The sequence below is a fragment of the Micromonospora sp. NPDC048839 genome (assembly GCF_040649915.1).
Taxonomy (GTDB): Bacteria; Actinomycetota; Actinomycetes; order Mycobacteriales; family Micromonosporaceae; genus Micromonospora.
In genome coordinates this window covers 25,539-51,583 of record NZ_JBEZGL010000011.1, presented here as the reverse complement: position 1 = coordinate 51,583, position 26,045 = coordinate 25,539, and the positions used below count along the sequence as shown (strand labels likewise).

Below are 26,045 nucleotides of genomic sequence, written 5' to 3'. Positions count from 1 at the left end.
AAACGGGATGTTCGCGTGTTTGACACCTTGAGTGACCGCCTGTCCGGGATCTTCACCAAGCTCCGCGGCAAGGGACGGCTCACCGACGCCGACATCGACGCCACCGCGCGCGAGATCCGCCTCGCGCTGCTGGAGGCGGACGTCGCGCTGCCGGTGGTCAAGGGCTTCATCGCGGCCGTCAAGGAGCGGGCGCGCAGCTCCGAGGTCTCCCAGGCGCTCAACCCCGCCCAGCAGATCATCAAAATCGTCAACGAAGAGCTGATCACCGTGCTCGGCGGCGAGGGTCGGCGGCTCCAGTTCGCCAAGCAGCCGCCGACCGTGATCATGCTGGCCGGCCTCCAGGGTTCCGGTAAGACGACCCTGGCCGGCAAGCTGGCCCGCTGGCTCAAGGGTCAGGGGCACCAGCCGCTACTCGTCGCCGCCGACCTCCAGCGCCCCAACGCCGTCGGGCAGCTCCAGGTGCTCGGTGGCCGGGCCGGTGTCGAGGTGTACGCCCCGGAGCCCGGCAACGGCACCGGTGACCCGGTGCAGGTGGCGCGCGCGTCGATCGAGCACGCGAAGCGGGCGGCCCGCGACATCGTCATCGTCGACACCGCCGGCCGGCTCGGCATCGACGCCGAGATGATGCAGCAGGCCGCCGACATTCGCGACGCGGTCCAGCCGGACGAGGTCATCTTCGTCATCGACGCGATGGTCGGTCAGGATGCCGTCCGCACCGCCGAGGCGTTCCGCGACGGCGTCGGCATCACCGGTGTGGTGCTCTCCAAGCTCGACGGCGACGCCCGTGGTGGCGCCGCCCTGTCGGTGCGCGAAGTGACCGGGCAACCGATCCTGTTCGCGTCCACCGGCGAGAAGTTGGAGGACTTCGACGTCTTCCACCCCGACCGGATGGCCAGCCGGATCCTCGGCATGGGCGACGTCCTCACTCTGATCGAGCAGGCCGAGCAGGCCTTCGACTCGGATCAGAAGGAGAAGATGACCGCCAAGCTGATGGGCGGCGAGCAGTTCACCCTGGACGACTTCCTCGACCAGCTCATCGCGGTGCGGCGGATGGGTCCGATCGCCAACGTGCTGGCCATGATGCCGGGCATGGGGCAGATGAAGGACCAGCTCTCCGAGTTGGACGACAGCCACTTCGACCGGGTCACCGCGATCATCCGGTCGATGACCCCGGGCGAGCGCACCAACCCGAAGATCATCAACGGTTCCCGCCGGGCGCGCATCGCCAACGGCTCCGGGGTCACCGTGATGGACGTCAACCAGCTGCTCAACCGCTTCGCCGACGCGCAGAAGATGATGAAGCAGATGGGCGGCATGATGGGTCTGCCCGGCGGTGGCCGCCGCAAGGCGACCAAGTCGCCGAAGAACAAGCGCAAGGGCACCAAGGGCGGCGGTCGTCCGCGTACCGGGGCCGGTGCCGGAATGCCGGCCGGTTTCCCGGGTGGCATGCCGCAGCTCCCGCCGGGGATGGACCCGAACGACCTCGCCGGTGGCCAGGGCCTTCCGCCCGGCTTCAAGCTTCCGAAGATCGACTTCAACAAGCTCGGCAAGGGCGGCGACAAGGGCCCGCGCTGACGCGTGTCGGTGACGGCAGGCGACGTCACCCTTTCTTAGGGTGACGTCATGGTTGCAGCCCCGATCCTGCCGGAGCGGCACGAGTGGACGGTCGACGATCTCGGCGAGCTGCCGAAGGACCTTCCGTACGAACTGATCAACGGAAGGTTGATCCTGCCGTCGCCAACTGCCGTGCACCAGGATCTCTGCGTCCGACTGTTACTCACGCTTCGTCTCAGCTGCCCGCCGGAATACCTGGTCAGCATCGACCTGTCGATGCGCGTTGACCGGCGCAACGAGCCACGCCCCGACGTGGTGGTCATCCGCCGCAGGCACGCCGGCCGGTCGCCCGTCCCGGTCGAGGACACCCTGCTCGCCGTCGAGGTCGTCGCACCGCCCTTCAGCTTCCGCGACATGTACGACAAGGCGAAGGTCTACGCGCACGCTGGCGTCCGGTCGTACTGGGTGGTGGACCCGCTCCAGGAGCGCGTCATGCTCACCGAGTAAACCCTCGGGGCCAACCGGGAGTACGAGCAGGTCGCCCACACCGAGGACCTGTTCGTCACCGAGTGGCCATGGAAGGTCTCCGTCGACCTGCCCGCCCTGACCTCTCGGAAGAACGACCTGCTCGCCCCCGACGAGGAGTGATCGGGTAGGACTGTGCGCATGGCTCTTCACGTGCGCGGCGTACTGCTCCCCGACGACGAGGTCCGGGATCTCTGGCTGGTCGGCGACCGGGTGACCTTCACCCCGGTGCCCGGCGCGGAGACCGTCGTGGACGGCGGGTTCGTCCTGCCGGGGCTTGTCGACGCGCACTGCCACATCGGCATCGCCCGCGGTGGCGCCCCGATCACCTCGCTCGACCAGGCCCGCGAGCTGGCCCACGTCGACCGGGACGCCGGTGTGTTGGCGATCCGCGACGCCGGCTCGCCGTACCCGTACCCCGAACTCGACGACGAGCCGGACCTGCCGCGACTGGCCCGCGCGGGCCGGCATGTCGCCCCGCCGAAGCGCTACCTGCGCGACATCGGCGTGGAGGTCGACGCGACCGAGGTGGCCGCTACGGTGGCCGCGCAGGCGAAGACCGGCAACGGCTGGATCAAGCTGGTCGGCGACTGGATCGACCGGGGCGTGGGTGACCTGGCGCCGGCCTGGGACGCGGACACCCTCACCGCCGCCGTGCGGGCCGCGCACGACGCCGGGGTACGCGCCGCGGTGCACACCTTCTCCGAGTCGGCCGTCGAGATCATGGTGCGTGCCGGGGTGGACTCGGTGGAGCACGGCACCGGCCTCAGCCTCGACCTGATCGACGAGATGGCCCGACAGGGCACCGCGCTGATCCCCACGATGATCAACATCGCCACCTTCGGCGGCATCGCCGAGCAGGCGCGGGGCAAGTTCCCCGGGTACGCCGACCACATGCTCGCGCTGCGCGACGGGTTCCCCGAGGTGGTGCGCGCCGCGTACGAGGCGGGCGTGCCGATCTACGTGGGTACCGACGCCGGCGGCGGCATCGATCACGGACTGGCCGCCGAGGAGATGATGCTGCTGCACGAACGAGCCGGCATGGCACCGATCGACGTGCTGGCCGCCGCCTCCTGGGCCGCCCGGGAGTGGCTCGGCTTCCCCGGCCTGGTCGAGGGTGGCCTCGCCGACCTGACCGTCTACCCCGAGGACCCCCGCCGCGACCTACGGGTGGTCCGCGCCCCGTCCCGCACGATCCTGCGCGGCCGAGTGCTGCGCTGATCCGGCGCCCGCGCCCCGCGCCGGGTTGTCGTGGTGAGGCCGGGCTGTCGTGGTGAGGCCGGGCTGTCGTGGTGACGGCGGGTCTTCGCTTCCCTGCGCCCCAGGTCTTCGTGCTCCCGCGGCTCGCCGCCTGGGACGTGTCGGCCCGCAAGATCGCGCTCGATCCTGGATCCGGTGGTGTCCGACAACGTTGACTCCACTACATCCCGGATCGAGCACGATCTTGGACGGGCGAGCGGCTAGCGGGCGGCGGACGGGCGAGCGGCGGGCGGGCGGCGGACGGGCGAGCGGCGGGCGGGGGCGGGCGCAGGACGGCGGGCGGCGGGCCCGCCTTGGCGAGGAAGATCCGCGCAACATCGGGGCTGTTGCTGCCTCCCGTGCCCCGGAGGCAGCAACAACAGGGAAGTTGCGGGGTGGGGCAGGGGCTCAGGGGTCCGGGAGGTTGGGTCAGGGGGCTGGGCGGACGGCGGCGCTGAAGAGGCGTACGGCAAGGTCGGCGAGCGCCTCGGCGGTGTGGTCGATCGGGGAACGGGGGAGCACGATGTGGCTCACCACCAGCCGGACGATCGTGTCGGCGGCGAACGCCAGCGCCGCCTGGTCCGCTCCGGGCAGGTGGTCGTCGGCCCACTCGACCAGCGCGCCGGACGCCTCGTTGAGCACCACCTCGGCGCGGGTGGTGAGGTACGGCAGTAGCTCGTCCGAGCCACCACGGGTGCTGGTCAGGATGGCCTTGACCAGGGGGTTTTCCGCCGCTGTGGTGAGGGTGTGCGCGATAGCCGCGTACGCGCCGGCCCGTACGTCGGTGCCGTGGGCGAGCAGAGCGGCCCGGACGGCGCCGACGAACCGGTCCACCTCGGCGCGGGCGAGCGCCTCGGCCAGCCCTGCCTTGCTGCCGAACTCGTTGTAGACGGTCTGCCGGCTCACCCCGGCGGCGTTCGCGACGGCACCCATCCGGACGCCGTCCCATCCGGTCGCGACGGTCAGCGAGCGGGCGGCGTCGACGATGCCGGTCCGTACCGGCGTGGGGCCTCTCTGCTCAATCATGGTGGCCGAAGTGTAGGTCGTTCAGCGCACCTCGATCTGGTACTGCGCCTCGACCCAGAACCGCCCGCCGTCGGTGCCACCGAAGTGCAGCTTGTGCCGGCCGGGGCCGGGCGGCGGGATCAGCGCCCACAGCCCCCAGCAGGAGACCGGAACGGACCACGGCCACATGGTGACGACGTTGTTGAAGAAGCCGCGGACCGGGAACGGCTCGGCCGAACCGGCCGGTGTCAGCGCGATCGGCAGTCCGTCGAGCTGCGCGTGCCCGGTCGCGCCGAGGTCGGCCTCGGCCGGGCCGGTTCCGCCGCCGACCTGCCACCAGCAGAACGCCGGGAAGAAGAGCGGCCGTCCGGAGGGAACCACGCAGCTCCGTTGCACAGAGCCACCGTGCGTACCCGCGAGGAACCACACGTCGGCGGGCTGGTGACGCCCGGCGTGCCGGCCGGACCGGTCGGCGATCGGGCTGGTCGGCTGCCGGTGTCGGGCCACCCAGCGCACCCATCTCGCGGCCAGGTGTGCCAGGTCTGGGGCCTCGGGCTCGGGGGTGGGAGCCGCTCCGGTGGGCGGATTGAGGAAGGTCATGGCGGCAGATGCTAACGATGCCGCGCCCGAGCGCACTGCCCTGAGGGAGGGCGCATAGGATGTGCGGTCATGGCTCGTGTGCTCACTCCCCGTGCGGAGGATTTCCCCCGCTGGTACCAGGACCTGATCGCCAAGGCGAAGCTGGCCGACAACGGCCCGGTTCGCGGCACCATGGTCATCCGACCGGCCGGCTACGCCATCTGGGAGCGCATGCAGCTCGAGATGGACGCCCGGATCAAGGCGGCGGGTGCGGAGAACGCGTACTTCCCGCTGTTCATCCCGGAGAGCTACCTCAAGCGGGAGGCGCAGCACGTCGAGGGCTTCTCGCCGGAGCTGGCGGTCGTCACCCACGGTGGTGGCAAGCCGCTCGCCGAGCCGGTGGTGGTGCGTCCCACCAGCGAGACGGTCATCGGCGAGTTCATGGCCAAGTGGATCGACTCGTACCGGGACCTGCCGCTGCTGCTCAACCAGTGGGCGAACGTGGTCCGGTGGGAGCTGCGTCCGCGGATCTTCCTGCGGACCAGTGAGTTCCTCTGGCAGGAGGGGCACACCGCGCACGCCACGCGTGAGGACGCCCGGGCGTACGCGCGGCGGATCCTGCACGAGGCGTACGAGGATCTGATGGTCAACGTGATCGGCATTCCGGTCGTGGTGGGCCTGAAGACGACGCGTGAGCGGTTCGCCGGGGCGACGGCCACGTACACCTGCGAAGGCATGATGGGCGACGGCAAGGCGCTGCAGTTGGGCACCAGCCACGAGCTGGGCCAGAACTTCGCCAAGGCGTTCGACATCAGCTACTCCTCGAAGGAGGGCGGCCGGGAACACGCCTGGACCACCTCCTGGGGCACGTCCACGCGGATGCTCGGCGGCCTGATCATGGCGCACGGCGACGACAACGGTCTGCGCGTGCCGCCGAGGTTGGCCCCGATCCAGGCGTACGTCATGATCGTCAAGGACGGCGAGGGCGTCGCGGAGGCGGCGGCCAAGCTGCGCGACGGCCTGCGCGACACCGGTGTCCGGGTCGCGCTCGACGACCGGACCGACACCCCGTTCGGCCGCCGGGCCGTCGACGCCGAGCTGCGTGGTTATCCGGTACGCGTCGAGGTCGGCCCCCGTGACCTGGCCGCCGGTAACGCGGTGGTGGTGCGTCGTACGGACGGCTCGAAGTCCCCGACGCCGGTGGCGGACGTGGTCGCCGCGGTGCTGGCCGCGCTGGAGACCGACCAGCAGGTGCTGCACGACCAGGCTCTGGCCAACCGCGAGTCGCGCACGGTGGAGGTGGCGACCTTGGCCGAGGCGATCGAGGCCGCCGCGACCGGCTGGGCCCGGGTGCCGTGGTCGGCGGTCGGCGTGGCCGGCGAGGCCGAGGCGAACGGGCAGGGCGTCACGGTGCGGTGCCTGCTGCGCGCCGACGGTTCGGTGCCGGACTCGGAGGACGAGCCCGACCTGGTCGCCATCCTCGCCCGCGCCTACTGAGCGTAGGAAGGCAGTGCGCTTCGCGCCGGGTCGGCTGGTCATGGACCGCAACGTGCGGCACGGTCGGATCGGGTGGGTCCGACCGGGCCGCGTGGTCAGCGACGACGAGCGTGGTCTGCTGGTGTGGATCGCCCGGGACTCGCCGGTGGCCCACGAGGTGACCGAGGCGGGGCTGGGGATGCGGGCGATGCCGTTCGCCCAGTGGGTCTCGTCGTCGTACCGGTTGGCGCACGGCCGCTGGAACGGGCCGCCGCTGCTGAAGTTCCTGCCCACCGGGGCGGCGCACTCCGTCTGGTGGTTCCGCGACGCGCAGGGGCGCTTCCTGAACTGGTACGTCAACCTGGAGGAGCCGGGCGTCCGCTGGGACGACGGCTCGGTGGCCGGTGTCGACGTGGTGGACCAGGACCTGGACGTGGTCGTCCACCCGGACCTCAGTTGGCAGTGGAAGGACGAGGACGAGTTCGTCGAGCGGCTTGCCTTCGGTGCCGACTACTGGGTGACCGACGAGAAGGCGGTCCGTGCCGAGGGGGAGCGGGTGATCGCGCTCGCCGAGACCGGCGCGTTCCCGTTCGACGGCACCTGGTGTGACTATGCCCCGCCGTCGGACTGGGGCGTACCGGACGGGTTGCCCGCCGGCTGGGATCGTCCACCAGTCCGCTGACCTCCCGCGATTACTCTGTGTCGTCCTGCGGACATCGGGCGTGCGTGCGCGGCTTGGCGGCCTAGGGTTCAGGCAACGTCACCACCAGTAATGGGAGGCCCGATGGCCGACCAGATCAACACCTTCGCTGACCTACAGGCCCGCGCCGGCGTGATCCTCGCCAGGCTGAGTGCCGCTCCCGCCGTCGCGATCGCGGCAGCCACGAATCCGCTGCTGGCTGTCGAGCACCTCGGCTACGAGTTCAACCCCGACACCCGTACCGGCATCGGCGACCGCATCCGACTCGGACCGTCCGCCGCCGAGAAGCTCGCCGAGCTGCGTACCGCGATCGCCCGGCTGGTCGATCGCCAGGTCGACCCCGACGATGGCCACGCCGTCCGTCGGCTCCTGACCGACCTGGGCGTGCTCCCGCCCCGCTCCGACGACGATGAGCCGGACACCGACCCGCCGCGCTGGCAGCCCGGCGGTGCCGGCCCCGACCCGCTGGAACCGTTCCGGGACCGGCACCCGGTAATGGAGCCGCTGCTGGAGTATCGGCGGATCTCCGCCCGCCGGCCGAGGTTCGCGCCCCCGCAGGCCTTCGCCGCGATCCTCAGCGGTGCGGTGACCACACCGTTGACGGCCGTGCGTGGCCGGCTCCAGGCACCACCGTCGGACCCGCAGCCCGACGCCCATCCTCGCTGATCAGCCGGTGGCCCGTCCCGCGGCCACGAACACCTCCTGACGTCCGGCCCGGCAACCGGCGTCCCCACCCTCCGGCCTCCACCACACCGGCCCCGAAGGGGGACCAATGGCCGACACCCATGGCTTCGAGGTCGTCATCGAGGCGACCCCACCCGTCCTCCGCAAGGCCCTCCAGGGTGCCTGGAAGTCGGCCGAATGCGGCGACACCAGCACCGACGAGGGACGGATCCCGCAGTACCTGCCGGTCCCCGCCGGCCTCGGCATCGGCGGGTTCACCACGGCCGGCGGCCAGGTGGAGATCCCCCGGGACCAGCTCGACGCCACTCCACGACCCGACATCGACGGGTGCGACCTCACCTTCGGCCTGGTCATCCAGGTGATCGTCGCCGATCCGCCGGTGCCATCCGCGCAACTGCTGGACCTCACCGCCACCGCGCATGCCGTCGCGCCGATCGGGGTGCTGCCCGGAACGAAGAACGTGGGGTTGCGTTTCGACGGCCTGCCCCGCAGTGCGGTCACCGCGACCCTGACCAGCGGCGACCCTCTCGCCCCGAAGCTCGTCCAGATCCTCGGCGAGTACGTCCACTTCGCCTACGAGAACGGCGGCCTCGGGGGCGTGCTGCATCCCGGTATCCCGGCGATCCCGCACGAGCAGGACGACACCGGGCTGGTGCTGGGCCTGGGCGTCGGCAGTTACACCCTCGACACCCACCTGGAGATCTACGACGACCAGGCCGACCCGGCCCACCGGATCGACGTCAGTCAACCCGATCCGGGGCATGTCCTCATCAGCATGCCGATCTACCTGCGGATGTTCCACATCGTGGGTGGTGGCGCGGCGCCTTCGCTGGCCGACCCGATGGCTGTGGAAACCCGGCTCGCCATCACCGTGCCGTTGGAGACCCCGCCGGGGTCGTACACGTTGCGGTTCGACACGGCGACCGTGGTCGCGGGACCGATCGACCCGGCGCCCGGCATCGAGGGCGCCCACTTCACCACCAACAACGCCACCCTCTTCGGGTTCCTCGACAACGCGCTGCAGGCCCAGCTCAACCAGCAGGGGGCGGCGCTGGTGCACGGCTTCGGGGCGCAGAGCATCGTGGTGCCGACCGTGGCGCAGATCGAGACGGCCATCGGCGACCTGCTCTTCGACAACCTGGCCGGGCGGGGCTTCCTGGCACTGTGGACGCCGGAGGTCGGGGGCGAGGTGTTCGAGGCCGACAACGTCGCCACCCGGGTCTTCGCGGATCTGCTGGTGATCGCGATCAACGCCGGCGCGGGCGCCGACATCGGGGCGATGACCAACGTCGTACCGGCCGGTCGGGACTTCGCCATCCTGCTCGACGGGACGATCGTGCAGGAGAACATCGACTCCGCCCGGGTCACCAACGGTTGGGCGGACAGCGACCTGCCGCGCCGCGTCGACCAGGGCGACGACGAGGCGGACGTCCGTGAGTTGGACGTCGTACTTCGCGACGGGTCGATCCGGATGACCGGAGAGCTGACCGTCATCGACGCGATCCTCGGCAGCATCGACGTCGATGCCAGCTTCCGGGCGGACGTGGGACTCCACTGGACCCCGAGCGGCGACCTCGATCCCGACGGTGTCCAGCGGATGGACAACCACCTGATCGGCGAGCCGGACGTCGACCCCGAGGAGTCGGTCCTGTTCTGGGTCATCGCCATCATCTTGGCGATCATCAGCTTCGGCGCCGGGAGCATCCTGATCGGGATCATCATCATCGTGGTCGCCGCGGTGATCACGGCCGTGGTCAACAACATCGGCGGGGCGCGTCTCGTCGACCCGATCACCGGAGCGGTCAGCGGCATCACCGGCTGGCCGCCCGAGTTGGCCCGCATCGGTCGGGTCAGGGCGGTCTTCTTCGACCCGATCGTGATCAACGCCGACGGGCTCCTCCTCAGCGGTGACCTGGAGGTGCTCAGCTCCTGCGAGAGCACCGAGGTGCTCGCCGCCCGCAGCAGTGGGCCGTACACCGGGACGGCCCAGTCGGCCCTGCTGTTGGCCGCTGGGCACACCAGCGCCGCGGCCGGCTACACCTGGCTGACCGGCGACGGCGCGGCACCGGCCGCCACCGCGGACGTCAACCACGTCTACGCGGCCAGCGGCACCTACCTGGCGGCGCACTCGTTGACGATCAACCAGCCCGGCGGCGCCACCAGCCGCCACTTCGCGCTGGTGTACGTCGCCAACGTGCCGCCCACGGTCGACGCCGGCCCGGACCTCACCGTCGACGAGGGTGAGGTGGTGACGCTCGTGGGGCGGTTCAGCGACGTCGAGTACGTCGACACCCACGAGACCACCTGGAACTTCGGCGACGCCCAACCCACCGAGCCGGGCACGGTCGTGGAGACCAACACCCCGCCCCGGGCCGAGGGCACCAGCACGGTGCGCCACGCCTGGTGCGACAACGGTGTGTACGAGGTGACCCTGCGGGTCCGGGACCAGAACGGTGGGATGGCCACCGACACCCGGACCGTGACGGTGCGCAACGTCCCGCCCGTGGTCGATGCCGGCCCCGATCTGTTCACCTACCCCTGCACGGTCCTGACCCTCACCGCCCGGTTCACCGATCCCGGCTGGTGCGACACGCACACCGCGGTCTGGGATTTCGGCGACTGCACACCGCCGCTGCCGGCCGTGATCGACGAGACGCACGAGCCGCCGGCCGGCCGGGGGACCGCTGTGGTGTCCCACCGTTACCCGGACTGCGGAACGTTCCTGGCCCGGTGCACGGTGATCGACGACGACGGCGGGACAGGTGTCGACGAGGTGGTGGTCCGTGCCGTCGACGTGGTCAACCGGCATTTCGAGGACGGGTTCGCCCAGCGCACCACCGGACAGGTCGCCAACGGCTGGGAGCCGTACGTGCTGGCCGGCTCGGCGGCCGGCGGCACCGGCCAGCACGCCGCGAGCAACTTCGTGGTGCACGGTGGTCGTCGGGCACAGGGGCTGGTGCCCGGCCCGCAGCAACGGATCGGCGTCCGGCAGCAGATCGGGGCCAACCCGGGCTGGGCCTACCAGCTCACCGCCTGGTACGACCTCGACCAGGCCGACCCCTCGACCGCGCGACTGGGCGTCGACCCCACCGGCGGCACCGACCCGACCTCCGCCGCCGTCGTCTGGAGCGACGGCACGAGCGCCCAGCGGTGGAGCCCGCTGACGGTACGCGTCACCGCCCAGGCTGCCGCGCTGACCGTCTTCCTGGAGGCGGCACCCGACGGGCGTGAACCCCGAAGGGGCGGCGGGCGGGTGTGGTTCGACGACGTGGACCTGCTGGCCGTGCAGCCGTACTGCCCGGCGGAGCCGCCGCCACCACGGCCGCGCGACTGCCTCGACTTCGCCGGCCGTCAGCCCGGTACGCAGTTCCCGGCGGAGTGGACGGACCACGGGTTCCTCATCCGTTCCGTGGACGGCGTCGGCCGGGTGGTCGTCGCGGTCGGGCCGCCCACCGGAGGTGCGGCCCTGCAACTCGGCGCCGGCGTCCAGGTCGAACTGCCCCACCCGGCGGACCGGGTCGTCGTCACCCTGGTCAACCAGGGCGGTAAACCGGTCGGGCTGACCGCGCTCGACGACGACGGTGCGTCACTCGACCACGTCGACGTGCCGGCGAACTCACCACCGGATGCGGCGACGGTGACTCTCACCGGTCCCGGCATCGTCTCCGTCCGGATCGTCGGGCGGTCGGCGGAAGGGCTGCTGGTCCGGCTCTGCGCCGAGTACGCCGACGACACCGGGCCGGACGGCGAACGCGGCGAGCCCACGTCGCACCCGGTTCCGATCGACCCCGGTGCCACCGGCCCGACGCGCCGATCCGACCCGCCGTTTCGTGGTGGTTGCTGTGGCTGAGCCCGGCTCGCTCGACGCCGTCCGTGCCGTGCTGGCCGCGCACCGAGCCGACCTCACCCGGCGGTTCACCGCCGTCGGCACCGGCATCGGCCGGCCCGACCCGGCGGGCCCGTACGTCATCACCGTCTACGTCACCGACCCCGGGTTGGTGGCCGTCACCAGCGAGCGCGTCGACGGTGTCGCGCTGCGCTTCGTGCTCACCGGGCCGTTCGAGGCCCGCCGAACCTGATCCATCACCCCGTTCCACCGGCAGGAGGCGGCCATGTCCAATCCAATCGACGACAGTTACGTCAAGGCCCGTGCGTTGGCCCGGGCGGCCCGTCAAGGACCACTGGCCGGGCTGCTCGGCGACCCGAACGTCAGCGGGCTCGCCTACGGCCGACGGGAGGTCAGCGGCCGCCGCACGGAGGAGCCGGCCCTGGTGGTGTACGTGGTCCGCAAGGTGCCGAGGCAGTTCCTACCGACCACCCGGCTGCTGCCGCGGCGGGTCTACTTCGGGTCCGACTTCGTCGAGGTCGACGTGGTGGAGACCGGCCCGTTCTTCGCCCAGGAGTTCACCGCTCGGGAACGCCCGGCGCCCAACGGGGTGAGTGTCGCGCACATCGACGTCTCGGCCGGCACGCTCGGCGCGCTGGTCACCGACAACACCGACGGGTCGCTCTGCATCCTGAGCAACAACCACGTGCTGGCCAACTCCAACGCCGGGGCGATCGGCGACGCGATCGTGCAGCCCGGCCCGGCCGACGGCGGCACCGCGCCGGCCGACACCATCGCCACGCTCAAGCGATTCGTCATGATCAACGCGGCCGGCAACCGGGTGGACTGCGCGATCGGCCAGGTCTCCCAGCCCAACGACGTGGTCGACCGGGTGAAGGACGACATCTTTCCGGTGGCCAACAGCGGCCACCCGGCAATCGGTCTGCTCTTCGCCGGCTCGTGCAACCGGACCCTGATCAACCCCATCGACGACGTGCTGGGCCAGCTCGACGTGACGTTCCTGAGCGGTGCGAATGCCATCGCCGGTGTCGACATCGGCAGCAACGTCGAGAAGGTCGGCCGGACCACGGAGTACACCACCTCCACGGTGACCGAGGTGGATGTCAGCGCGAGCATCGACTACGGCCCCGGCGTCGGCGTGTTGAGCTTCGAGGGCCAGATCGCGACCGCCCACATGTCCGAGGGCGGTGACTCCGGGTCGGTCGTCTACCTGGGCGGCGAAGGCGGCAACGAGAGCGCCTGCGGCTGCGCCTCCAGCAGCACCGCCCGCCGGGTCCTGGACCGGGACGTCGACCTCGACGTCGCGGTCGAGAAGGAGTTCCGGCAGCGCTACCTGCAGCAGACCCGGGTCGGCCGGTTCGCCGTCGACACCTACTTCGCCAACGAGGACCGGCTGGTCGCGAGGGCCCGGTCGACGAAGCTCTCCGACGCCGACCGGCGGCACCTGCAGAAGCTCTACGACACCTACGCCGAGACGGCCCGCGCGGCACTGCTCCAGCCGCAGCGGTCCGAGGCGACGCTCACCAGCGAGCACCTCGACGAGGCGCGCAAGACGCTGCGCCGCTTCGCGGACCGGTTGACCGCCGAGGAACTCTCCGCCGCCGAGGAGGTGCTGGCGCTGGCGAACGACGCTGTTGGTCGTACTCCCGTGGAGATCCTGCGGATGCTCGACGACGAGCAACTGCTGCACAAGGCACAGGAGTTGGTCGAGCGGGTGCCCACTCTGTGCGCTCCGGGCAGTGGGCGGCGCGGCGACGGTGGCTGTGGCTGCGGTGGGAGCAGCGGTGACGCCGGCCAACCGGCGGCCGAGAAGCCCACCAAGTCGAAGCCGAAGCGGAAGCGGTGACGGTGGACAACGCACCCGATCCGGACTGGCTGGCCAGCGCCCGTACCCGGGAGGCGCTGGCCGGCCTGGACCGGCGGATGCGGGAGGCCGTCGCCGCGTCGGACCCGGCGTTGTGGGCGATGGCGACGGCGCTGCAGCGCCGGGGCGGCAAACGGATCCGTCCCGCGCTGCTGCTGGTCGCGGCGGAATTCGGCACCGTCCGTCCGGCACATCTGCTCGACGCCGCCGCGGCGTTGGAGCTGCTGCACCTCGCCTCGCTCTACCACGACGACGTGATGGACCGGGCCGTCACCCGGCGGCACGGCCCCAGCGTCAACGCCGAGTGGGGCGAGCCGGCGGCCGTGGTCGCCGGGACCTTCCTGGTGGCCCGGGCGATCGCCCTGCTCGCCGCCTTCGACGACAGGTACGGCCGGGAGGCGGCCGCCGCGCTTGTCGCGCTCTGCACCGGGCAGCTCCGCGAGACGGAGAACGCGTTCTACACCGGCCTGACCGAGGCGGAGCACCTGGAGATCATCGCGGGCAAGACGGCGACCCTGTTCGAGTTGCCCTGCCGGTTGGGCGCGCTGCTCGCCGGGGCGCCGCCGGCGACCGTCGAGGCGCTGGCCGGGTACGGCCACGACCTCGGTGTCGCCTTCCAACTCGCCGACGATGCGCTCGACGTGCGCGGCAGCTACGAGGCGCTCGGCAAGCGGCCGCTGACGGACGTGCGGGAAGGGGTCTACACCCTGTCGGTGCTGCGGCTGCTGGCCCGCGACACACCGGCCGCCGGCCGGCTACGCGACCTGCTGGAGGTACGCGAACCCACCCCGGTGGAACTGGCCGAGGTGGCCGAGCTGGTCGTCGCCTCGGGAGCCGTGGACGAGGTCCTCGCCGAGGCCCGCAGCCGGGCCGCCCAGGCCGCCCGACGGCTGGACCCGCTGCCTCCCGGGCCGGCCCGGGACTCGCTGGTCCGGCTCGCCGACTACGCCGTCACCAGGGCGGGTTGAGATGGATACGCCGGACCCGCCGATGGTCCCGGACCGGCTGGACGGCTTCGACGCGGTCGTCGTGGGCGCCGGCCCGGGTGGCGCGGCCGCGGCCTACCGGCTGGCGACGTTGGGTCGCCGGGTTCTGCTGGTGGACCGGCGCGAGTTCCCCCGCGACAAGTGCTGCGGCGACGGCCTGACCCGCAGCGCCGTGCGTCTGCTCGCGGAGCTGGGAGTGCTCGACGAGCTGACGGGTGCCCAGCGGGTCGGCGGGGTGCGGATTCGGATGCGTGGGCGCGGCGGTCGCGACTTCCACTACGAGGACCCCGACGGCACCGGGTACGGCATTGTGGTGCCCCGGCTCGAGTTGGACGCGGTGCTGTGCCGGCGGGCGGTGCGCGCCGGTGCGGTCCTCTGGACCGGGGCCCGCGCCACCGGGCTGCTCGGCGGCCCCGCCGGGGTCCACGGCGTGCAGGTCGAGTACGCCGGCCGACGTTTTTCGCTGCGTACCCCGGCTGTGGTCGCCGCCGACGGGGCCTCCTCGCGGCTGGCTCACCAGGCCGGGTTGCGCAGCCCGGACCGGGAGTGGACCGGGTTCGCCGCCCGGGGCTACTTCACGCACATCGCGGACCTCGACGAGTTGCTGGAGATCCACCTTCCGCTGGCGGATGTCACGGACCGGCGGGTGCTGCCCTCCTACGGCTGGGTGTTTCCGGTCGGCGACGGGACGGCCAACGTCGGCGTGGGCCTCTTCGACCCGGCCCACCGGGAGAACGTCCGACTGCTGTACGAGCGTTTCGTCACCGACCTGATGGCGACCGACCACCGGTTCCGGGCGGCCCGTCCGGCCGGACCGATGACCGGTGCGCCGCTGCGGCTGGACTTCGACCCGTCCCGGTGCGGTGTGCCAGGGCTGCTGCTGGTCGGTGACGCGGCGGGGCTGGTGAGCCCGTTCACCGGCGAGGGCATCAGCTTCGCACTGGAATCGGGCCTGCTCGCCGCCGACCGGATCGACACGGCACGTCGCCGCACCGAGACGGGACCGGTGGACCCGGCCCCGTACGCCCGGCAGTTGGCCGCCCGGCAGTCCGGCTACTTCGAGACCGGCCGACACTCCGTGCGCCGATACCTGCTCGCCTGGCGGGTGCTCGACGCCACCTTCGACGACGACCGGCCACTGTTCGCCCTCTGCCGCCGGCTGGCGCTCTTCCCGGACGGGGCACGGGCGGGTGTCCTGCTGGACCCGTTGCCCCAGCCGGCACCGGAGCTGGCCCGCGACCTGCGGCGCGATCTGATGGCGGTGGGCGAGCTGCTCGCCGGCTGCGTACGCGAGGACTGGCCGATGTTCGTCCGGCTCGGCGGGGTGGACGAGGACCTGTCGACCCTCTCGCTGCGTCCGGCGGTGCTGCTGCTGGTCGCCGCGGCGGTCGGGGGCCGTGAGCATCCGCTTCGGCACGCCCTCGCCGCGGCGGTCGACCTGGGTCTGCTCGCCGGGCTGGCGGTGGACAGCGCCCGGGAGGAGCCCCGGTCCACCGGGCCACGACCGACGCCGTGGGGCAACCGGTTCGCGGTGCTGGTCGCGGACTTCCTGTTGGCCCGTGCGTACGAGTTCGCGGCTCAGGGCGGCGGCCCGGTGGTCGCCGAGTTCGCCGAGGCGTTGACCGTGGCCTGTGAGGGGCGGGCTCAGGAGTTGCGCGACGATCCGTCGTCGGGCGGCGGAGCCGGCGGCGCCGTCCTGGTCGGGCGCGCCGCCATCGCGTTCGAGTTGCCGTGTCGGCTCGGCGGCCGGCTCGGCGGCGCCCGGGTTCCGGTGGTGAACGCGCTGGCCACGTACGGTCGTGAGGTCGGCGCGGCCCATGCCCTCGGCGAGCAGCTTCGGGAGCTGGCCGGGGCATCCCGGTGGGGTGGGTCGACGCAGCCCGGGGCGGTCGCGCCCGACGACCCACGGGTGGCCGGTCTGCTCGGCCTCATCGCCGAGCACGCCCAACGGGCGCGAGAGGCGTTGCGGATCGTGCCCGCCGGTCCGGCCCGCGAGCTGCTGGCTCGGCTGGCCACCCCCGGGTTGCCGGGCACCGTGGATCCCGACGGCAGGGTGATGTCGGTCACGTAGTGGCGACGGGCGGGCGGGTCCGGGGCTCCGGTGTGAGTGATCGGCGCTTCATCTGGCAGAATGGGTCGCTGGTATCCGGCGCGCGTCCGGCGCCCTCTAACCCGGGCACGTCGCTAGTCCACCGAGTAGTCTCCGGCCCAACCCCACGGGTCCGGTCGGCGCTCACCCATGCACACCGCCCGCACGGGCCGGTGAGATCGCAACAGGAGCGAAACAACTGTGGCCGTAAAGATCCGGCTCCTGCGGATGGGCAAGATCCGCAACCCGCAGTACCGCATCGTCATCGCCGACTCGCGCACCAAGCGCGACGGCCGGGCGATCGAGTTCGTCGGGATTTACCAGCCCAAGGAAGACCCCTCGATCATCGAGGTCAAGTCGGAGCGGGTCCAGTACTGGCTGTCGGTCGGCGCTCAGCCGAGCGAGGCGGTGCAGCGCCTGCTGGAGCTGACCGGTGACTGGCAGAAGTACAAGGGCCTGCCGGCCCCGCCGCCGCTGCTCGTCGCCCCCGAGCGGGCCGACCGCAAGGCGACGTACGAGGCTGAGGCGAAGGCCGCCGCCGGGCTCGCCCCGGAGACCCCGGCCAAGCCGGCCAAGAAGGCCGCCAAGGCCGCCGAGGCTCCGAAGACCGAGGCTGCGGCCGAGGCGCCGAAGACCGAGGCCCCGGCCGAGGCTCCCGCCGCCACTGCCGACGCCGGTGAGCAGGCCTGACATGCCTCTGCGTCCGGCGTTGGAGCACCTGGTCAAGGGCATCGTCGACCACCCGGACGACGTCCGGGTGCGGATGGTCGATTCCCGTCGGGGCAAGCGGCTCGAAGTCCGCGTGCACCCGGAGGACCTCGGCACGGTGATCGGGCGGTCCGGCCGGACCGCCAAGGCGCTGCGCCAGGTGATCGGCTCCATCGGCGGGCGCGGGGTACGCGTCGACATCGTCGACTCGTACTGATGCAGCTCGTCATCGGAAGGATCGGCAAGCCGCACGGCGTCCGCGGTGAGGTCACCGTGGAAGTGCGGACCGACGAGCCCGAGGCACGGTTCGCCCCGGGTTCGGTGCTGCGCACCGAACCCGGGGTGACACCCCCGGCTCCCGCCACGGCGGACGAGCCCGGGGTGCCGTTCCGGCTCCCGGCGGAGCTGACCATCGAGGAAGCCCGCTTCCACCAGGGTCGGGTGCTCATCGCGTTCGAGGGCATCCTGGACCGCAACACCGCCGAGGCGCTGCGCGGGACGCTGCTCGTGGTGGACAGCGCCGACGTGGACCCGCCGGATGACCCGGAGGAGTTCCACGACCACCAGTTGGTCGGGCTGGCCGTGGTGACCCCGGCCGGCGAACGGCTGGGCGACGTGGTCCGGATCGACCACGCACCCTCCTCGGACCTGCTGGTGCTGCGACGCCCGGAGGGGCGCACCGCGTTGATCCCGTTCGTCCGGGCGATCGTTCCGGAGGTCGACCTGGCCGGTGGACGTGTGATCGTCGACCCGCCGGCCGGACTGCTCGATCTTTAGGAACACCCCCATGCGCGTCGACGTCGTGTCGATCTTTCCGGAGTACTTCGCCCCGCTCGATCTGTCGCTGATCGGGCGGGCGCGGGCCAACGGCGTACTCCAGCTTGCCGTGCACGACCTGCGGACCTGGACCCACGACGTGCACCGCACGGTCGACGACACCCCCTACGGTGGCGGGCCGGGAATGGTGATGCGCCCGGAGCCGTGGGGTGAGGCGCTGGACGCCCTCGCGCCGGTCGACGCCCCGCCACCAAGGCTGCTGGTGCCGTCGCCGGCCGGTGCCCCGTTCACGCAGGCCATGGCTCACGAGCTGGCGGCGGAGTCGCATCTGCTCTCGCCTGCGGCCGGTACGAGGGCATCGACCAGCGGGTGTTGGCGCACGCCGCCACCCGGATGCCGGTCACCGAGGTGTCGCTCGGTGACTACGTGCTCTTCGGCGGCGAGGTCGCGGTCCTGGTGATGCTGGAGGCGGTGACCCGGCTGCTGCCGGGGGTGCTGGGCAACGCGGGCTCGCTGGACGAGGAGTCGCACGCGCACGGGCTGCTGGAGGCCCCGATCTACACCAAGCCGCCGAGCTGGCGTGGGCACGAGGTGCCGGAGGTGCTCCGCTCCGGTGACCACGGCAAGATCGCCCGCTGGCGGCGCGAGGAGGGTCTGCTGCGGACCGCCGCCCGGCGTCCGGACCTGCTCGCCGCGCTGCCCGCCGATCGGCTCGACAAACGGGACATCACGGCCCTGGACCGGGCCGGATTTCAGTCGCCACCGGGGGATGTGGCAAAGTAGGGGGGTTGCCGCATCCGTCCGCTCCCGCGGGCGGCTGCGAGGATCACCGACCGGGGTCGGTCCGCCGACCACCACCCGGGGATCAGAATCACCCACCCGCGCACCGAGTGACGGTGCGCCGTGAGCCTTACGAGGACGCAGCGATGAACATCCTGGACGCCCTTGACGCCCAGTCGAAGCGGACCGACCTTCCCGACTTCCGGGCCGGTGACACCGTCAAGGTGCACGCCCGCGTCGTCGAGGGCAACCGCTCCCGTGTCCAGATCTTCCAGGGCGTCGTGATCCGCCGCCAGGGTGACGGTCTGCGCGAGACCTTCTCGGTCCGCAAGGTCAGCTTCGGTGTCGGTGTCGAGCGGACCTACCCGCTCAACGGCCCGGGCATCGACCGGATCGAGGTCGTGACCCGCGGTGACGTGCGTCGCGCCAAGCTGTACTACCTGCGCGAGCTGCGCGGCAAGAAGGCCAAGATCAAGGAGAAGCGGGAGAAGCAGCCCAGCTGACTTCCCGCTCGCCACGCCGCCTGAGCTGCGCGTATGCCGTAACGACCAGACCGCACTACCCTGGTCGTCACGGGCGCAGCGCGGCGGCGGACCCGCCCACGTGGGCGGGTAGCCGTCCACTGCCGCCCGTGGAGCCTCGACGAGGCTCCCGGGCGGTGGTGTTTCTGCGGACCGGGGAGTGGCGTGGTGCAGACGCTTGACGAGGACGGCACCGTCGATCCGTGGCGCCGACGGGCTCGCCGCACCCGCCGGCAGATGCCGCTCTGGCAGGAGCTTCCGCTGCTGCTGGTGGTGGCGTTCTGCCTCGCGGTGCTGATCCGCACCTTCCTGCTCCAGGCGTTCTACATCCCGTCCGGCTCGATGGAGGACACGCTTCTCGTCGATGATCGGGTGCTGGTCAACAAGGTCGTCTACGACGTCCGTGACCCGGTCCGCGGCGAGGTGGTGGTCTTCCGGGGCACCGACCGGTGGGCGCCGCAGGTCGACGAGCAGCCGGAGCCGGGCTTCGTCGGCAAGGTGACCCGGACCGTCGGCGACCTGATCGGGGTGAGTCGTCCCGGTGAGAAGGACTTCATCAAGCGGGTGATCGGTCTCCCCGGCGACCGGGTCAGGTGCTGCGACAGTCAGGGCCGGGTGACTGTCAACGGCACGCCCCTCGACGAGCCGTACGTCCTGCGGGACTCCCCGCTGGACCTGCCGCCGAACCCCTCGGAGTGCCGCTCCCGGCGCTTCGACGAGGTCGTCGTACCGCCAGGTCAGATCTTCGTGATGGGCGACCACCGGGAGGTCTCCCAGGACGCGCGTTGCCAGGGCCCGGTGCCGATCGACAACGTGATCGGCCGGGCCTTCATGGTGGTCTGGCCCTCGTCGCGGTGGCACTCGCTGCCGGTGCCGTCGACGTTCGACGACGTTTCCGGGCCGAGCGTGGCGTCCTCGGGGGTGCCCCCGGCGCGACCGACCCCGCAGGGCGGTGTGTTGCTGATCCTCCCGCTGGCGGCCGCTCTCCGTGGTTCCCGCGCGTTCCGGTCGATGACGTCCAGTTCGGCAACGTAGGCTCCTTGGCGTGATTGACGAGCAGACCGACAAGCCGCGCAGCTCCTTCTGGAAGGAGCTGCCGATCCTGCTGGGTGTGGCGATCCTGGTCGCGGTGCTGGTCCGCGCCTTCGTGCTGCAGACCTTCTTCATCCCCTCCCCGTCCATGGAGAACACTCTCAAGATCGACGACCGGGTGCTGGTCAACAAGCTGGTCTACGACTTCCGATCACCGCACCGGGGCGAGGTGATCGTTTTCAAGGCTCCGATCGAGTGGAGCGGCAACCCCGAGGGCGAGGATTTCATCAAGCGGGTGATCGGCGTTCCCGGTGACCACGTGGTCTGCTGCGACCCGCAGGAACGGCTGATGATCAACGGCAAGTCGTTGGACGAGCCGTACATCTTCTCGATGGACGGGGTCCGCGACAAGCCGGCCGACCAGGAGTTCGACATCACCGTGCCGAAGGGTCGGCTGTGGGTCATGGGTGACCACCGCTCGGCCTCCGGTGACTCGTTGGAGCACTGGCAGCAGTCCGGGCAGAACATCACCGAGGCCACCATCGCCGAGGACGACGTGGTCGGGCGGGCGTTCACCGTCTTCTGGCCGGTCAACCGGGCCACCTGGCTGACGGTGCCCGACGGGTTCGACGGTATTCCCAAGCCGTAGGCGGACGGGGCGTGGGCGATCCGCCGTCGGTCTGGCAGGCTGGTGCGGTGACCGTGAGCGCGAGGAGTGAGCTTGCGAGCCCCGCAGGCGCCAACAGTGCCGACCGTGTCTACACCCCTCGACGCGCGGCGCGCGTGCTGCTCGTCGACGCGGCCGGCCGGGTGCTGCTCTTCGAGGGCTTCGACCCGGCCCGACCAGGGCACCGCTACTGGTTCACCCCCGGCGGTGGGCTCGACCCGGGCGAGGCGCCGGCAGTGGGCGCCGCCCGGGAGTTGGCCGAGGAGACCGGCCTGCGGCTCGACCCGGTCGAGTTGGGCGAGCTGGTCTGGTCCGACGCGACCGAGTTCTCCTTCGACGGCGTCTGGTACCGCCAGGAGCAGGATTTCTTCCTCGTCCGGGTGGAAACCTGGCGGGTGGACACCACGGGCTTCAACGACATCGAGCGGCGCAGCATCGCCGACCACCGCTGGTGGCTTCCCACCGAGTTGGTGGCCAGCGGCGACCGGTTCTACCCACCGGAGCTGCCCGCCCTGCTGACCCGGCTGGGGCTGTCGACCACCGCCGGCCAGGGCGGGGCGCCGTGCTGACCCCGCCGCGCACGGTGGTGCGCCGTGAGGCCGGCCTGTACGCCCTGGAACGGGCGCTGCAACGGCGCGGCTTCCGTCACGTCGCCGGAGCCGACGAGGCGGGCCGAGGCGCGTGTGCCGGTCCGCTCGTCGCCGCCGCCGCGGTGTTGCCCGAAGGTCGGCGCGGCGAGATCGAGGGGCTGGCCGACTCGAAGCTGCTCACCCCGGCCAGCCGGGAACGGGTGTACGCCGAGGTGGTGGACCGCGCGCTCGCGTACGCCGTGGTCGTCATCCCCGCCGAGGAGGTCGACGCCCGGGGGTTGCACGTGTGCAACCTGGCCGCGATGCGCCGGGCGCTCGCCTCGCTCACCACCCGCCCGGAGTACGTGCTGACCGACGGCTTCGGCGTGGACGGCCTGGGCGTGCCGGGGCTCGCGGTGTGGAAGGGTGACCGGGTGGCGGCGTGCGTCGCGGCGGCGAGCGTCCTCGCCAAGGTCACCCGGGACCGGTTGATGGTGGAGTTGGACGGGGTGTTCCCGGCGTACGGCTTCGCCGAGCACAAGGGTTACATCACCCCGGAGCACTCGGCGGCGCTGCGCGAGCACGGACCGTGCCGGGAGCACCGGTTCTCGTACGTCAATGTCGCTACGGTCTCCGGTCGGGACGGACGGCCGCCGCGTGCCAGACGTCCCGGCGGTCCCGGCCGGGACGAGCCGATGGAGCGCTCCGGGGCGTCAGGGGGTACCGTCGGCGTGGCGTTGGGCGAGCAGCCTCGGCCTCCGACGCCGGTGGGGGAAGATGTGGCCATGGAAGGCGGAGTGCGATGAGCGCGGAAGATCTCGAGAAGTACGAGACCGAGATGGAGCTGCAGCTCTACCGGGAGTACCGCGACATTGTCCGCCAGTTCTCGTACGTGGTGGAGACGGAGCGTCGGTTCTACCTGGCCAACCAGGTCGACCTGCACGTGCGCAACTCCGACGGCGAGGTCTACTTCGAGGTCGAGATGCACGACGCCTGGGTGTGGGACATGTACCGTCCGGCCCGTTTCGTGAAGAACGTCCGGGTGATGACCTTCAAGGACGTCAACGTCGAAGAGCTGGAGAAGCCCGACATCTCGTTGCCCGCCGACTCCGGCTTCGGCGGCTGACCGCGGCCACGCCGCTCAGCCCTACCGCTCGGCCGCACCGCGGGTCCCCCACCCGTGGCGTGGCACCTGCCGGTCACTCGGCCGGCACCACGACCTCGACCCGCTGCACCAGATTGTTGGCGAAGCCGCCACGGTTCCACGGCTGCTCGACCGGCTGGGTCCGCCCGGACGCGTCGGTCGCCCGCGCGCCGAGCACATACCGCCCCGGGCTGGCGGTCCACTCGTACCGCCAGCGCCGCCAGGCGAAGTCGCCCCCGCCGGCCGGGTCCAGCTCGGCCGGAGCCCAGCTCTGCCCACCGTCGGTGGTGACCTCCACGGCGACCACCGGCGCGTGCCCCGACCAGGCCCGACCGTCCACCGTGCACGCGCCGGCCCGCACGACCCGGCGACGGGACATGAAGTCGGGAAAGCCGGGCGGCCGGACCAGCGCACGTGGCTCGATCCGGGTCACCGGCACGCCCGGGTCGTCGGCGTCGGTGCGCACCCGGTAGGCGACCGCGTTCTGATAACCCTCGAACGGCTCGGTCCGCACGTCGACGGAGTGGACCCACTTCACGTGCGCCATGCCGTACCAGCCCGGCACGATCAGCCGCAGCGGCGCACCGTGCTGCGGCAGCAGGGGAGCGCCGTTCATCTCGTACGCCAGCAGCACCTCCGCACGCAGCGAGTCGGCGACCGGAAGCGCCCGCTGGTAGTCCTGCTCGATCCCGCGCTCGACGCCGTGGTCGGCGCCGGTGAAGACCACGTCCACCGCGGCCGGGTCGAGGCCCGCCTCCCGCAGCAGCGGAGCGAGGGGGGTGCCGGTCCACTCGGCGTTGCCGACCGCCTCGACCAGCCACGGCTGGCTGACCGGCCGAGGGTGCAGCAGGGCTCGGCCGTTTCCGGCGCACTCCAGCGTCACCTGGTGGGTGACCCGCGGTCGCTCGCGTAACTCGGCGAGCGTGACCGTCAGCGGCCGGTCCACCGCCCCGCCGATGGTCAGCGTGTGCGTCGCCGCGTCCAGCTCCGGGATGTCGTAGTGGATGAGCAGGTAGTGCAGCCCGGCCGGGGTGACGTCGTAACGCAGCGCCTCCAACGGGATGCCGTGGTTGCGGGCGGCGAGCTGCAACTCCTCGGCGCTGATCGCCTCGTCCGGCCCCGCGAGCCGGGACGGGCCGCTCACGTCGGCCACCGTCGGCGTCCGGTCATCGACAGTGGTCATGCCTGGGCCTCCCCGGTCCACACGGCGTCATCCGCCGTACGCGGCCCAGCCTAGGCCCCTGCCTGGCGGCCCGGAAACGGCACCGAGGGGTACGGCGGTGTGTCCCCTCCAACGCCTACCAGAAGGCGACCGGGGAGGAGTGGGAGCACGTCGAGGAGTACGACTACGAGACCGGCTCCAACGAGAAGTGGTGGTGAACTGGTCCGGTAGGTGTCGGGCATAGCAGATCATCGAGGGCGTTGGGTGCTCGTCCACAGCATCCCCGGTTGTCCACAGCCGCACCGGTCGGGCTGGCGGACTGCCTCGCCTCGGCCGGAGGCTGCCAGCATGCGACAGCCATCCGCCCCCCACCGCGCCCTGCCGCTCCACGCCGCGCCCGCCCTGGCGCTGATCGTCCAGCTCTGCGGGCTGGTCGTGCTCGTCACGGCGGCGCCCCGCCGAGCACCGGCGCCGGCCGTGCCGGTCGCGGCCCTGGCGTCCGTCAGGGCGTCCGCCCCGGCTCCCGTCGGGCGGTTCCGCTGGCCGGTCGACGGGCCACCCCGTCCGGTGCGGCGGTTCGACCCGCCGCCCCAGCCCTGGCTGCCCGGCCACCGGGGAGTCGACCTGGCAGCCCCGGCCGGCGCGGTGATCCGCAGCGCCGGGTCCGGCACCGTGCTCTTCGCCGGTCTGGTGGCCGGCCGACCGGTGGTCACCGTGGGGCACGCCGACGGGCTGCGGACCACCCACGAGCCGGTCCAACCGGCGGTACGCCCCGGTCAACAGGTCGTCGCCGGCACGCCAGTGGGTGAGCTGCTGGCCGGGCATCCGGGTTGCCCCGCCGATGCGTGCCTGCACTGGGGTCTGCGCCGGGGCACGGACTACCTGGACCCGTTGGCCCTGCTCGGCCTCGGCCCGGTGCGCCTGCTCCCGGTAGGTGGAGCCGGCCCCGGCCCGGTCAGCGCTGGGCGAGCAGCGCCGGCAGGCGCACGGCCAGCCGCTCGTACTCGTCGGCGGTGTTGTAGACCTGACCGGTGAGCCGCAGCCACCCCCGGCCGTTCCAGCTCATCACCGCGACCTCGGCGGCGAGCCGCTCGCCGATCCGCGCCTGCAACGCCCGCGCCGCGTCGATCGTGGTGCCCGTGCCGGGCGGCAGCGGGATGAGGCGCAGAGACACCCCCGGCCCGCCGGGGTCGGGCAGGTCGGCGGGGGCCACCCCGAGCGCGTCCCCCACCACCCGCTGGCCGTACGCGGCGAGCGCGGCGTTGTGTGCCCGCACCCGGTCCACGCCGAGACTGCGCAACGTGAACAGCCCCGCCGGGGCGGCCAGCCAGGACGTGTAGTCGAGGGTCGCCTGCCACTCGATCCGGGCCGGGAAACCCGACTCCTGCTCCCAGGAGACCACAAGCGGTTCGATCCGGTCCCGCCACCGCGGTGCCACCGTCAGCAGGGCGGTCCCGCGCGGGGCGTACGCCCATTTGTGCAGGTTGCCGGCCCAGAAGTCGGCACCGATGCCGCTCACCGGGGTGGCCAGCATTCCGGGGGCGTGTGCGGCGTCCACCAGGACCGGCACGCCCTGCTCGTGGGCCGCCCCGACGATGGCGGCGGTCGGGAAGAGCTTCGCGGTGGCCGAGGTGAGCTGGTCGACGACGAGCAGCCGGGTCCGTCCGGGGCGCAGGCCGGCGCGGATGATCTGCACGATCTGTTCGTCGGTGGCGTCCAGTGGGATGGGCAGGACGCGGCTGACCGCCCCCGTGCGGCGACACTCGCGCTGGATGGCCAGGCTCACCGCCCCGTACCCGTGGTCGGTGCTGAGCACCTCGTCGCCGGGTTGCAGGCCCAGCGACTGGAGGACCACGGCGACACCGGTGGTGGTGTTGCCCACCAGGGCGCTGCCGTCGGGGTCGGCGCCGAGGAACCCGGCGAGGTGCCGGCGGGTGTGTGCGATCCGGTCGACCAGGCCCTGGGTGAAGAAGCGCAGCGGGTTGGCCTCCATCTCGTCGCGCACCCGCTGCTGGGCTCGCTGCACGGCGATCGGGACCGCGCCGAACGAGCCGTGGTTGAGATGGCTGACCGCCGGGTCCAGGGAGAACAGCAGACGGGCGCCCGGGATCGGCTCAGGGGGCTGCGGGACGCTCAC

At 71.9% G+C, this 26,045-nt stretch carries 25 protein-coding genes and 1 pseudogene; 22 read left to right on the top strand and 4 right to left on the bottom strand.

Annotated features, from left to right (window positions below):
- The first annotated feature begins 15 nt into the window (after positions 1–15).
- The 3 genes from ffh to AB0C25_RS21375 all read left to right on the top strand — a co-directional run bounded on the left by ffh (position 16) and on the right by AB0C25_RS21375 (position 3,300).
- Entirely contained in the window at positions 16–1,575 is a 1,560-nt protein-coding gene (gene ffh / locus AB0C25_RS21385; RefSeq protein ID WP_357375675.1) for a signal recognition particle protein, read from the top strand.
- A 48-nt stretch (positions 1,576–1,623) separates the two neighbouring features.
- A complete protein-coding gene (locus tag AB0C25_RS21380; protein ID WP_357375673.1) occupies positions 1,624–2,061 on the top strand; it encodes a Uma2 family endonuclease in 438 nt (145 codons plus the stop codon).
- Between the two features lie 159 nt (positions 2,062–2,220).
- Positions 2,221–3,300 (top strand): amidohydrolase family protein, encoded by a 1,080-nt coding sequence (locus tag AB0C25_RS21375; RefSeq protein WP_357375671.1) that lies wholly within the window; start codon positions 2,221–2,223, stop codon positions 3,298–3,300.
- A gap of 447 nt (positions 3,301–3,747) precedes the next feature.
- On the opposite strand, the gene AB0C25_RS21370 is transcribed toward AB0C25_RS21375, so the two are convergent.
- The gene (locus tag AB0C25_RS21370; protein ID WP_357375669.1) at positions 3,748–4,344 is read right to left on the bottom strand and encodes a TetR family transcriptional regulator; all 597 of its coding nucleotides are present in this window, start codon (positions 4,342–4,344) and stop codon (positions 3,748–3,750) included.
- Positions 4,345–4,365: 21 nt separating this feature from the next.
- A complete protein-coding gene (locus AB0C25_RS21365; RefSeq protein ID WP_357375667.1) occupies positions 4,366–4,923 on the bottom strand; it encodes a hypothetical protein in 558 nt (185 codons plus the stop codon).
- Positions 4,924–4,992: 69 nt separating this feature from the next.
- Here AB0C25_RS21365 and proS point away from each other — a divergent pair, with 69 nt between their 5' ends.
- The 18 genes and pseudogenes from proS to AB0C25_RS21275 all read left to right on the top strand — a co-directional run bounded on the left by proS (position 4,993) and on the right by AB0C25_RS21275 (position 22,728).
- A complete protein-coding gene (gene proS / locus AB0C25_RS21360; RefSeq protein WP_357375665.1) occupies positions 4,993–6,399 on the top strand; it encodes a proline--tRNA ligase in 1,407 nt (468 codons plus the stop codon).
- Positions 6,400–6,412: 13 nt separating this feature from the next.
- Complete coding sequence (locus AB0C25_RS21355) at positions 6,413–7,060, top strand: DUF402 domain-containing protein (protein ID WP_357375663.1); 648 nt, start codon at positions 6,413–6,415, stop codon at positions 7,058–7,060.
- A 102-nt stretch (positions 7,061–7,162) separates the two neighbouring features.
- Positions 7,163–7,744 (top strand): hypothetical protein, encoded by a 582-nt coding sequence (locus AB0C25_RS21350; RefSeq protein WP_357375661.1) that lies wholly within the window; start codon positions 7,163–7,165, stop codon positions 7,742–7,744.
- A 106-nt stretch (positions 7,745–7,850) separates the two neighbouring features.
- Complete coding sequence (locus AB0C25_RS21345) at positions 7,851–11,612, top strand: PKD domain-containing protein (RefSeq protein ID WP_357375659.1); 3,762 nt, start codon at positions 7,851–7,853, stop codon at positions 11,610–11,612.
- The gene (locus AB0C25_RS21340) at positions 11,605–11,841 is read left to right on the top strand and encodes a hypothetical protein (RefSeq protein ID WP_357375657.1); all 237 of its coding nucleotides are present in this window, start codon (positions 11,605–11,607) and stop codon (positions 11,839–11,841) included. The genes AB0C25_RS21345 and AB0C25_RS21340 overlap by 8 nt, the downstream gene beginning before the upstream one ends.
- 33 nt (positions 11,842–11,874) lie before the next feature.
- Positions 11,875–13,455, top strand: coding sequence for a hypothetical protein (locus tag AB0C25_RS21335; protein ID WP_357375655.1), 1,581 nt, complete (start codon positions 11,875–11,877; stop codon positions 13,453–13,455).
- Positions 13,452–14,441, top strand: coding sequence for a polyprenyl synthetase family protein (locus tag AB0C25_RS21330; RefSeq protein WP_357375653.1), 990 nt, complete (start codon positions 13,452–13,454; stop codon positions 14,439–14,441). Before AB0C25_RS21335 ends, AB0C25_RS21330 begins: the two co-directional genes overlap by 4 nt.
- A 1-nt stretch (position 14,442) precedes the next feature.
- Positions 14,443–16,530, top strand: a complete 2,088-nt coding sequence (locus AB0C25_RS21325; protein WP_357375651.1) for a geranylgeranyl reductase family protein — start codon at positions 14,443–14,445, stop codon at positions 16,528–16,530.
- A 219-nt stretch (positions 16,531–16,749) separates the two neighbouring features.
- Entirely contained in the window at positions 16,750–17,238 is a 489-nt protein-coding gene (gene rpsP, locus AB0C25_RS21320) for a 30S ribosomal protein S16 (RefSeq protein WP_357375649.1), read from the top strand.
- Positions 17,213–17,473, top strand: coding sequence for an RNA-binding protein (locus AB0C25_RS21315; RefSeq protein WP_172862164.1), 261 nt, complete (start codon positions 17,213–17,215; stop codon positions 17,471–17,473). Before rpsP ends, AB0C25_RS21315 begins: the two co-directional genes overlap by 26 nt.
- The gene (gene rimM / locus AB0C25_RS21310) at positions 17,473–18,033 is read left to right on the top strand and encodes a ribosome maturation factor RimM (RefSeq protein WP_357375647.1); all 561 of its coding nucleotides are present in this window, start codon (positions 17,473–17,475) and stop codon (positions 18,031–18,033) included. The genes AB0C25_RS21315 and rimM overlap by 1 nt, the downstream gene beginning before the upstream one ends.
- 10 nt (positions 18,034–18,043) lie before the next feature.
- Positions 18,044–18,816: pseudogene (gene trmD / locus AB0C25_RS21305) on the top strand (tRNA (guanosine(37)-N1)-methyltransferase TrmD).
- A gap of 143 nt (positions 18,817–18,959) precedes the next feature.
- Positions 18,960–19,316 carry a 50S ribosomal protein L19 gene (gene rplS, locus AB0C25_RS21300; protein ID WP_030335223.1) on the top strand — a complete coding sequence of 119 codons (357 nt, stop codon included), beginning with the start codon at positions 18,960–18,962 and terminating at the stop codon, positions 19,314–19,316.
- A gap of 183 nt (positions 19,317–19,499) precedes the next feature.
- Complete coding sequence (lepB, locus tag AB0C25_RS21295; protein WP_357375645.1) at positions 19,500–20,369, top strand: signal peptidase I; 870 nt, start codon at positions 19,500–19,502, stop codon at positions 20,367–20,369.
- Positions 20,370–20,379: 10 nt separating this feature from the next.
- Positions 20,380–21,015, top strand: coding sequence for a signal peptidase I (gene lepB, locus AB0C25_RS21290; RefSeq protein WP_357375643.1), 636 nt, complete (start codon positions 20,380–20,382; stop codon positions 21,013–21,015).
- 47 nt (positions 21,016–21,062) lie between these two features.
- Positions 21,063–21,602 (top strand): NUDIX domain-containing protein, encoded by a 540-nt coding sequence (locus AB0C25_RS21285; RefSeq protein ID WP_357375641.1) that lies wholly within the window; start codon positions 21,063–21,065, stop codon positions 21,600–21,602.
- Entirely contained in the window at positions 21,596–22,408 is an 813-nt protein-coding gene (locus tag AB0C25_RS21280; RefSeq protein ID WP_357250378.1) for a ribonuclease HII, read from the top strand. Before AB0C25_RS21285 ends, AB0C25_RS21280 begins: the two co-directional genes overlap by 7 nt.
- Entirely contained in the window at positions 22,405–22,728 is a 324-nt protein-coding gene (locus AB0C25_RS21275; protein WP_007075222.1) for a DUF2469 domain-containing protein, read from the top strand. The genes AB0C25_RS21280 and AB0C25_RS21275 overlap by 4 nt, the downstream gene beginning before the upstream one ends.
- A gap of 73 nt (positions 22,729–22,801) precedes the next feature.
- Here AB0C25_RS21275 and AB0C25_RS21270 read toward each other — a convergent pair whose 3' ends face one another.
- Complete coding sequence (locus tag AB0C25_RS21270; RefSeq protein ID WP_357375639.1) at positions 22,802–23,929, bottom strand: sulfite oxidase; 1,128 nt, start codon at positions 23,927–23,929, stop codon at positions 22,802–22,804.
- A 327-nt stretch (positions 23,930–24,256) separates the two neighbouring features.
- Between AB0C25_RS21270 and AB0C25_RS21265 the strand changes: the two genes are divergently transcribed.
- Entirely contained in the window at positions 24,257–24,943 is a 687-nt protein-coding gene (locus AB0C25_RS21265) for a M23 family metallopeptidase (protein WP_357375637.1), read from the top strand.
- Here AB0C25_RS21265 and AB0C25_RS21260 read toward each other — a convergent pair.
- Entirely contained in the window at positions 24,864–26,045 is a 1,182-nt protein-coding gene (locus AB0C25_RS21260; RefSeq protein ID WP_357375635.1) for an aminotransferase class V-fold PLP-dependent enzyme, read from the bottom strand. The genes AB0C25_RS21265 and AB0C25_RS21260 overlap by 80 nt on opposite strands.

Coding starts and splice junctions, on each gene's coding strand:
- AB0C25_RS21380 (WP_357375673.1), top strand. CDS start 1,624: ATGGTTGCAGCCCCGATCCTGCCGGAGCGGCACGAGTGGACGGTCGAC.
- AB0C25_RS21375 (WP_357375671.1), top strand. CDS start 2,221: ATGGCTCTTCACGTGCGCGGCGTACTGCTCCCCGACGACGAGGTCCGG.
- AB0C25_RS21370 (WP_357375669.1), bottom strand. CDS start 4,344: ATGATTGAGCAGAGAGGCCCCACGCCGGTACGGACCGGCATCGTCGAC.
- AB0C25_RS21365 (WP_357375667.1), bottom strand. CDS start 4,923: ATGACCTTCCTCAATCCGCCCACCGGAGCGGCTCCCACCCCCGAGCCC.
- proS (WP_357375665.1), top strand. CDS start 4,993: ATGGCTCGTGTGCTCACTCCCCGTGCGGAGGATTTCCCCCGCTGGTAC.
- AB0C25_RS21350 (WP_357375661.1), top strand. CDS start 7,163: ATGGCCGACCAGATCAACACCTTCGCTGACCTACAGGCCCGCGCCGGC.
- AB0C25_RS21345 (WP_357375659.1), top strand. CDS start 7,851: ATGGCCGACACCCATGGCTTCGAGGTCGTCATCGAGGCGACCCCACCC.
- AB0C25_RS21335 (WP_357375655.1), top strand. CDS start 11,875: ATGTCCAATCCAATCGACGACAGTTACGTCAAGGCCCGTGCGTTGGCC.
- AB0C25_RS21325 (WP_357375651.1), top strand. CDS start 14,443: ATGGATACGCCGGACCCGCCGATGGTCCCGGACCGGCTGGACGGCTTC.
- rimM (WP_357375647.1), top strand. CDS start 17,473: ATGCAGCTCGTCATCGGAAGGATCGGCAAGCCGCACGGCGTCCGCGGT.
- rplS (WP_030335223.1), top strand. CDS start 18,960: ATGAACATCCTGGACGCCCTTGACGCCCAGTCGAAGCGGACCGACCTT.
- AB0C25_RS21275 (WP_007075222.1), top strand. CDS start 22,405: ATGAGCGCGGAAGATCTCGAGAAGTACGAGACCGAGATGGAGCTGCAG.
- AB0C25_RS21270 (WP_357375639.1), bottom strand. CDS start 23,929: ATGACCACTGTCGATGACCGGACGCCGACGGTGGCCGACGTGAGCGGC.
- AB0C25_RS21265 (WP_357375637.1), top strand. CDS start 24,257: ATGCGACAGCCATCCGCCCCCCACCGCGCCCTGCCGCTCCACGCCGCG.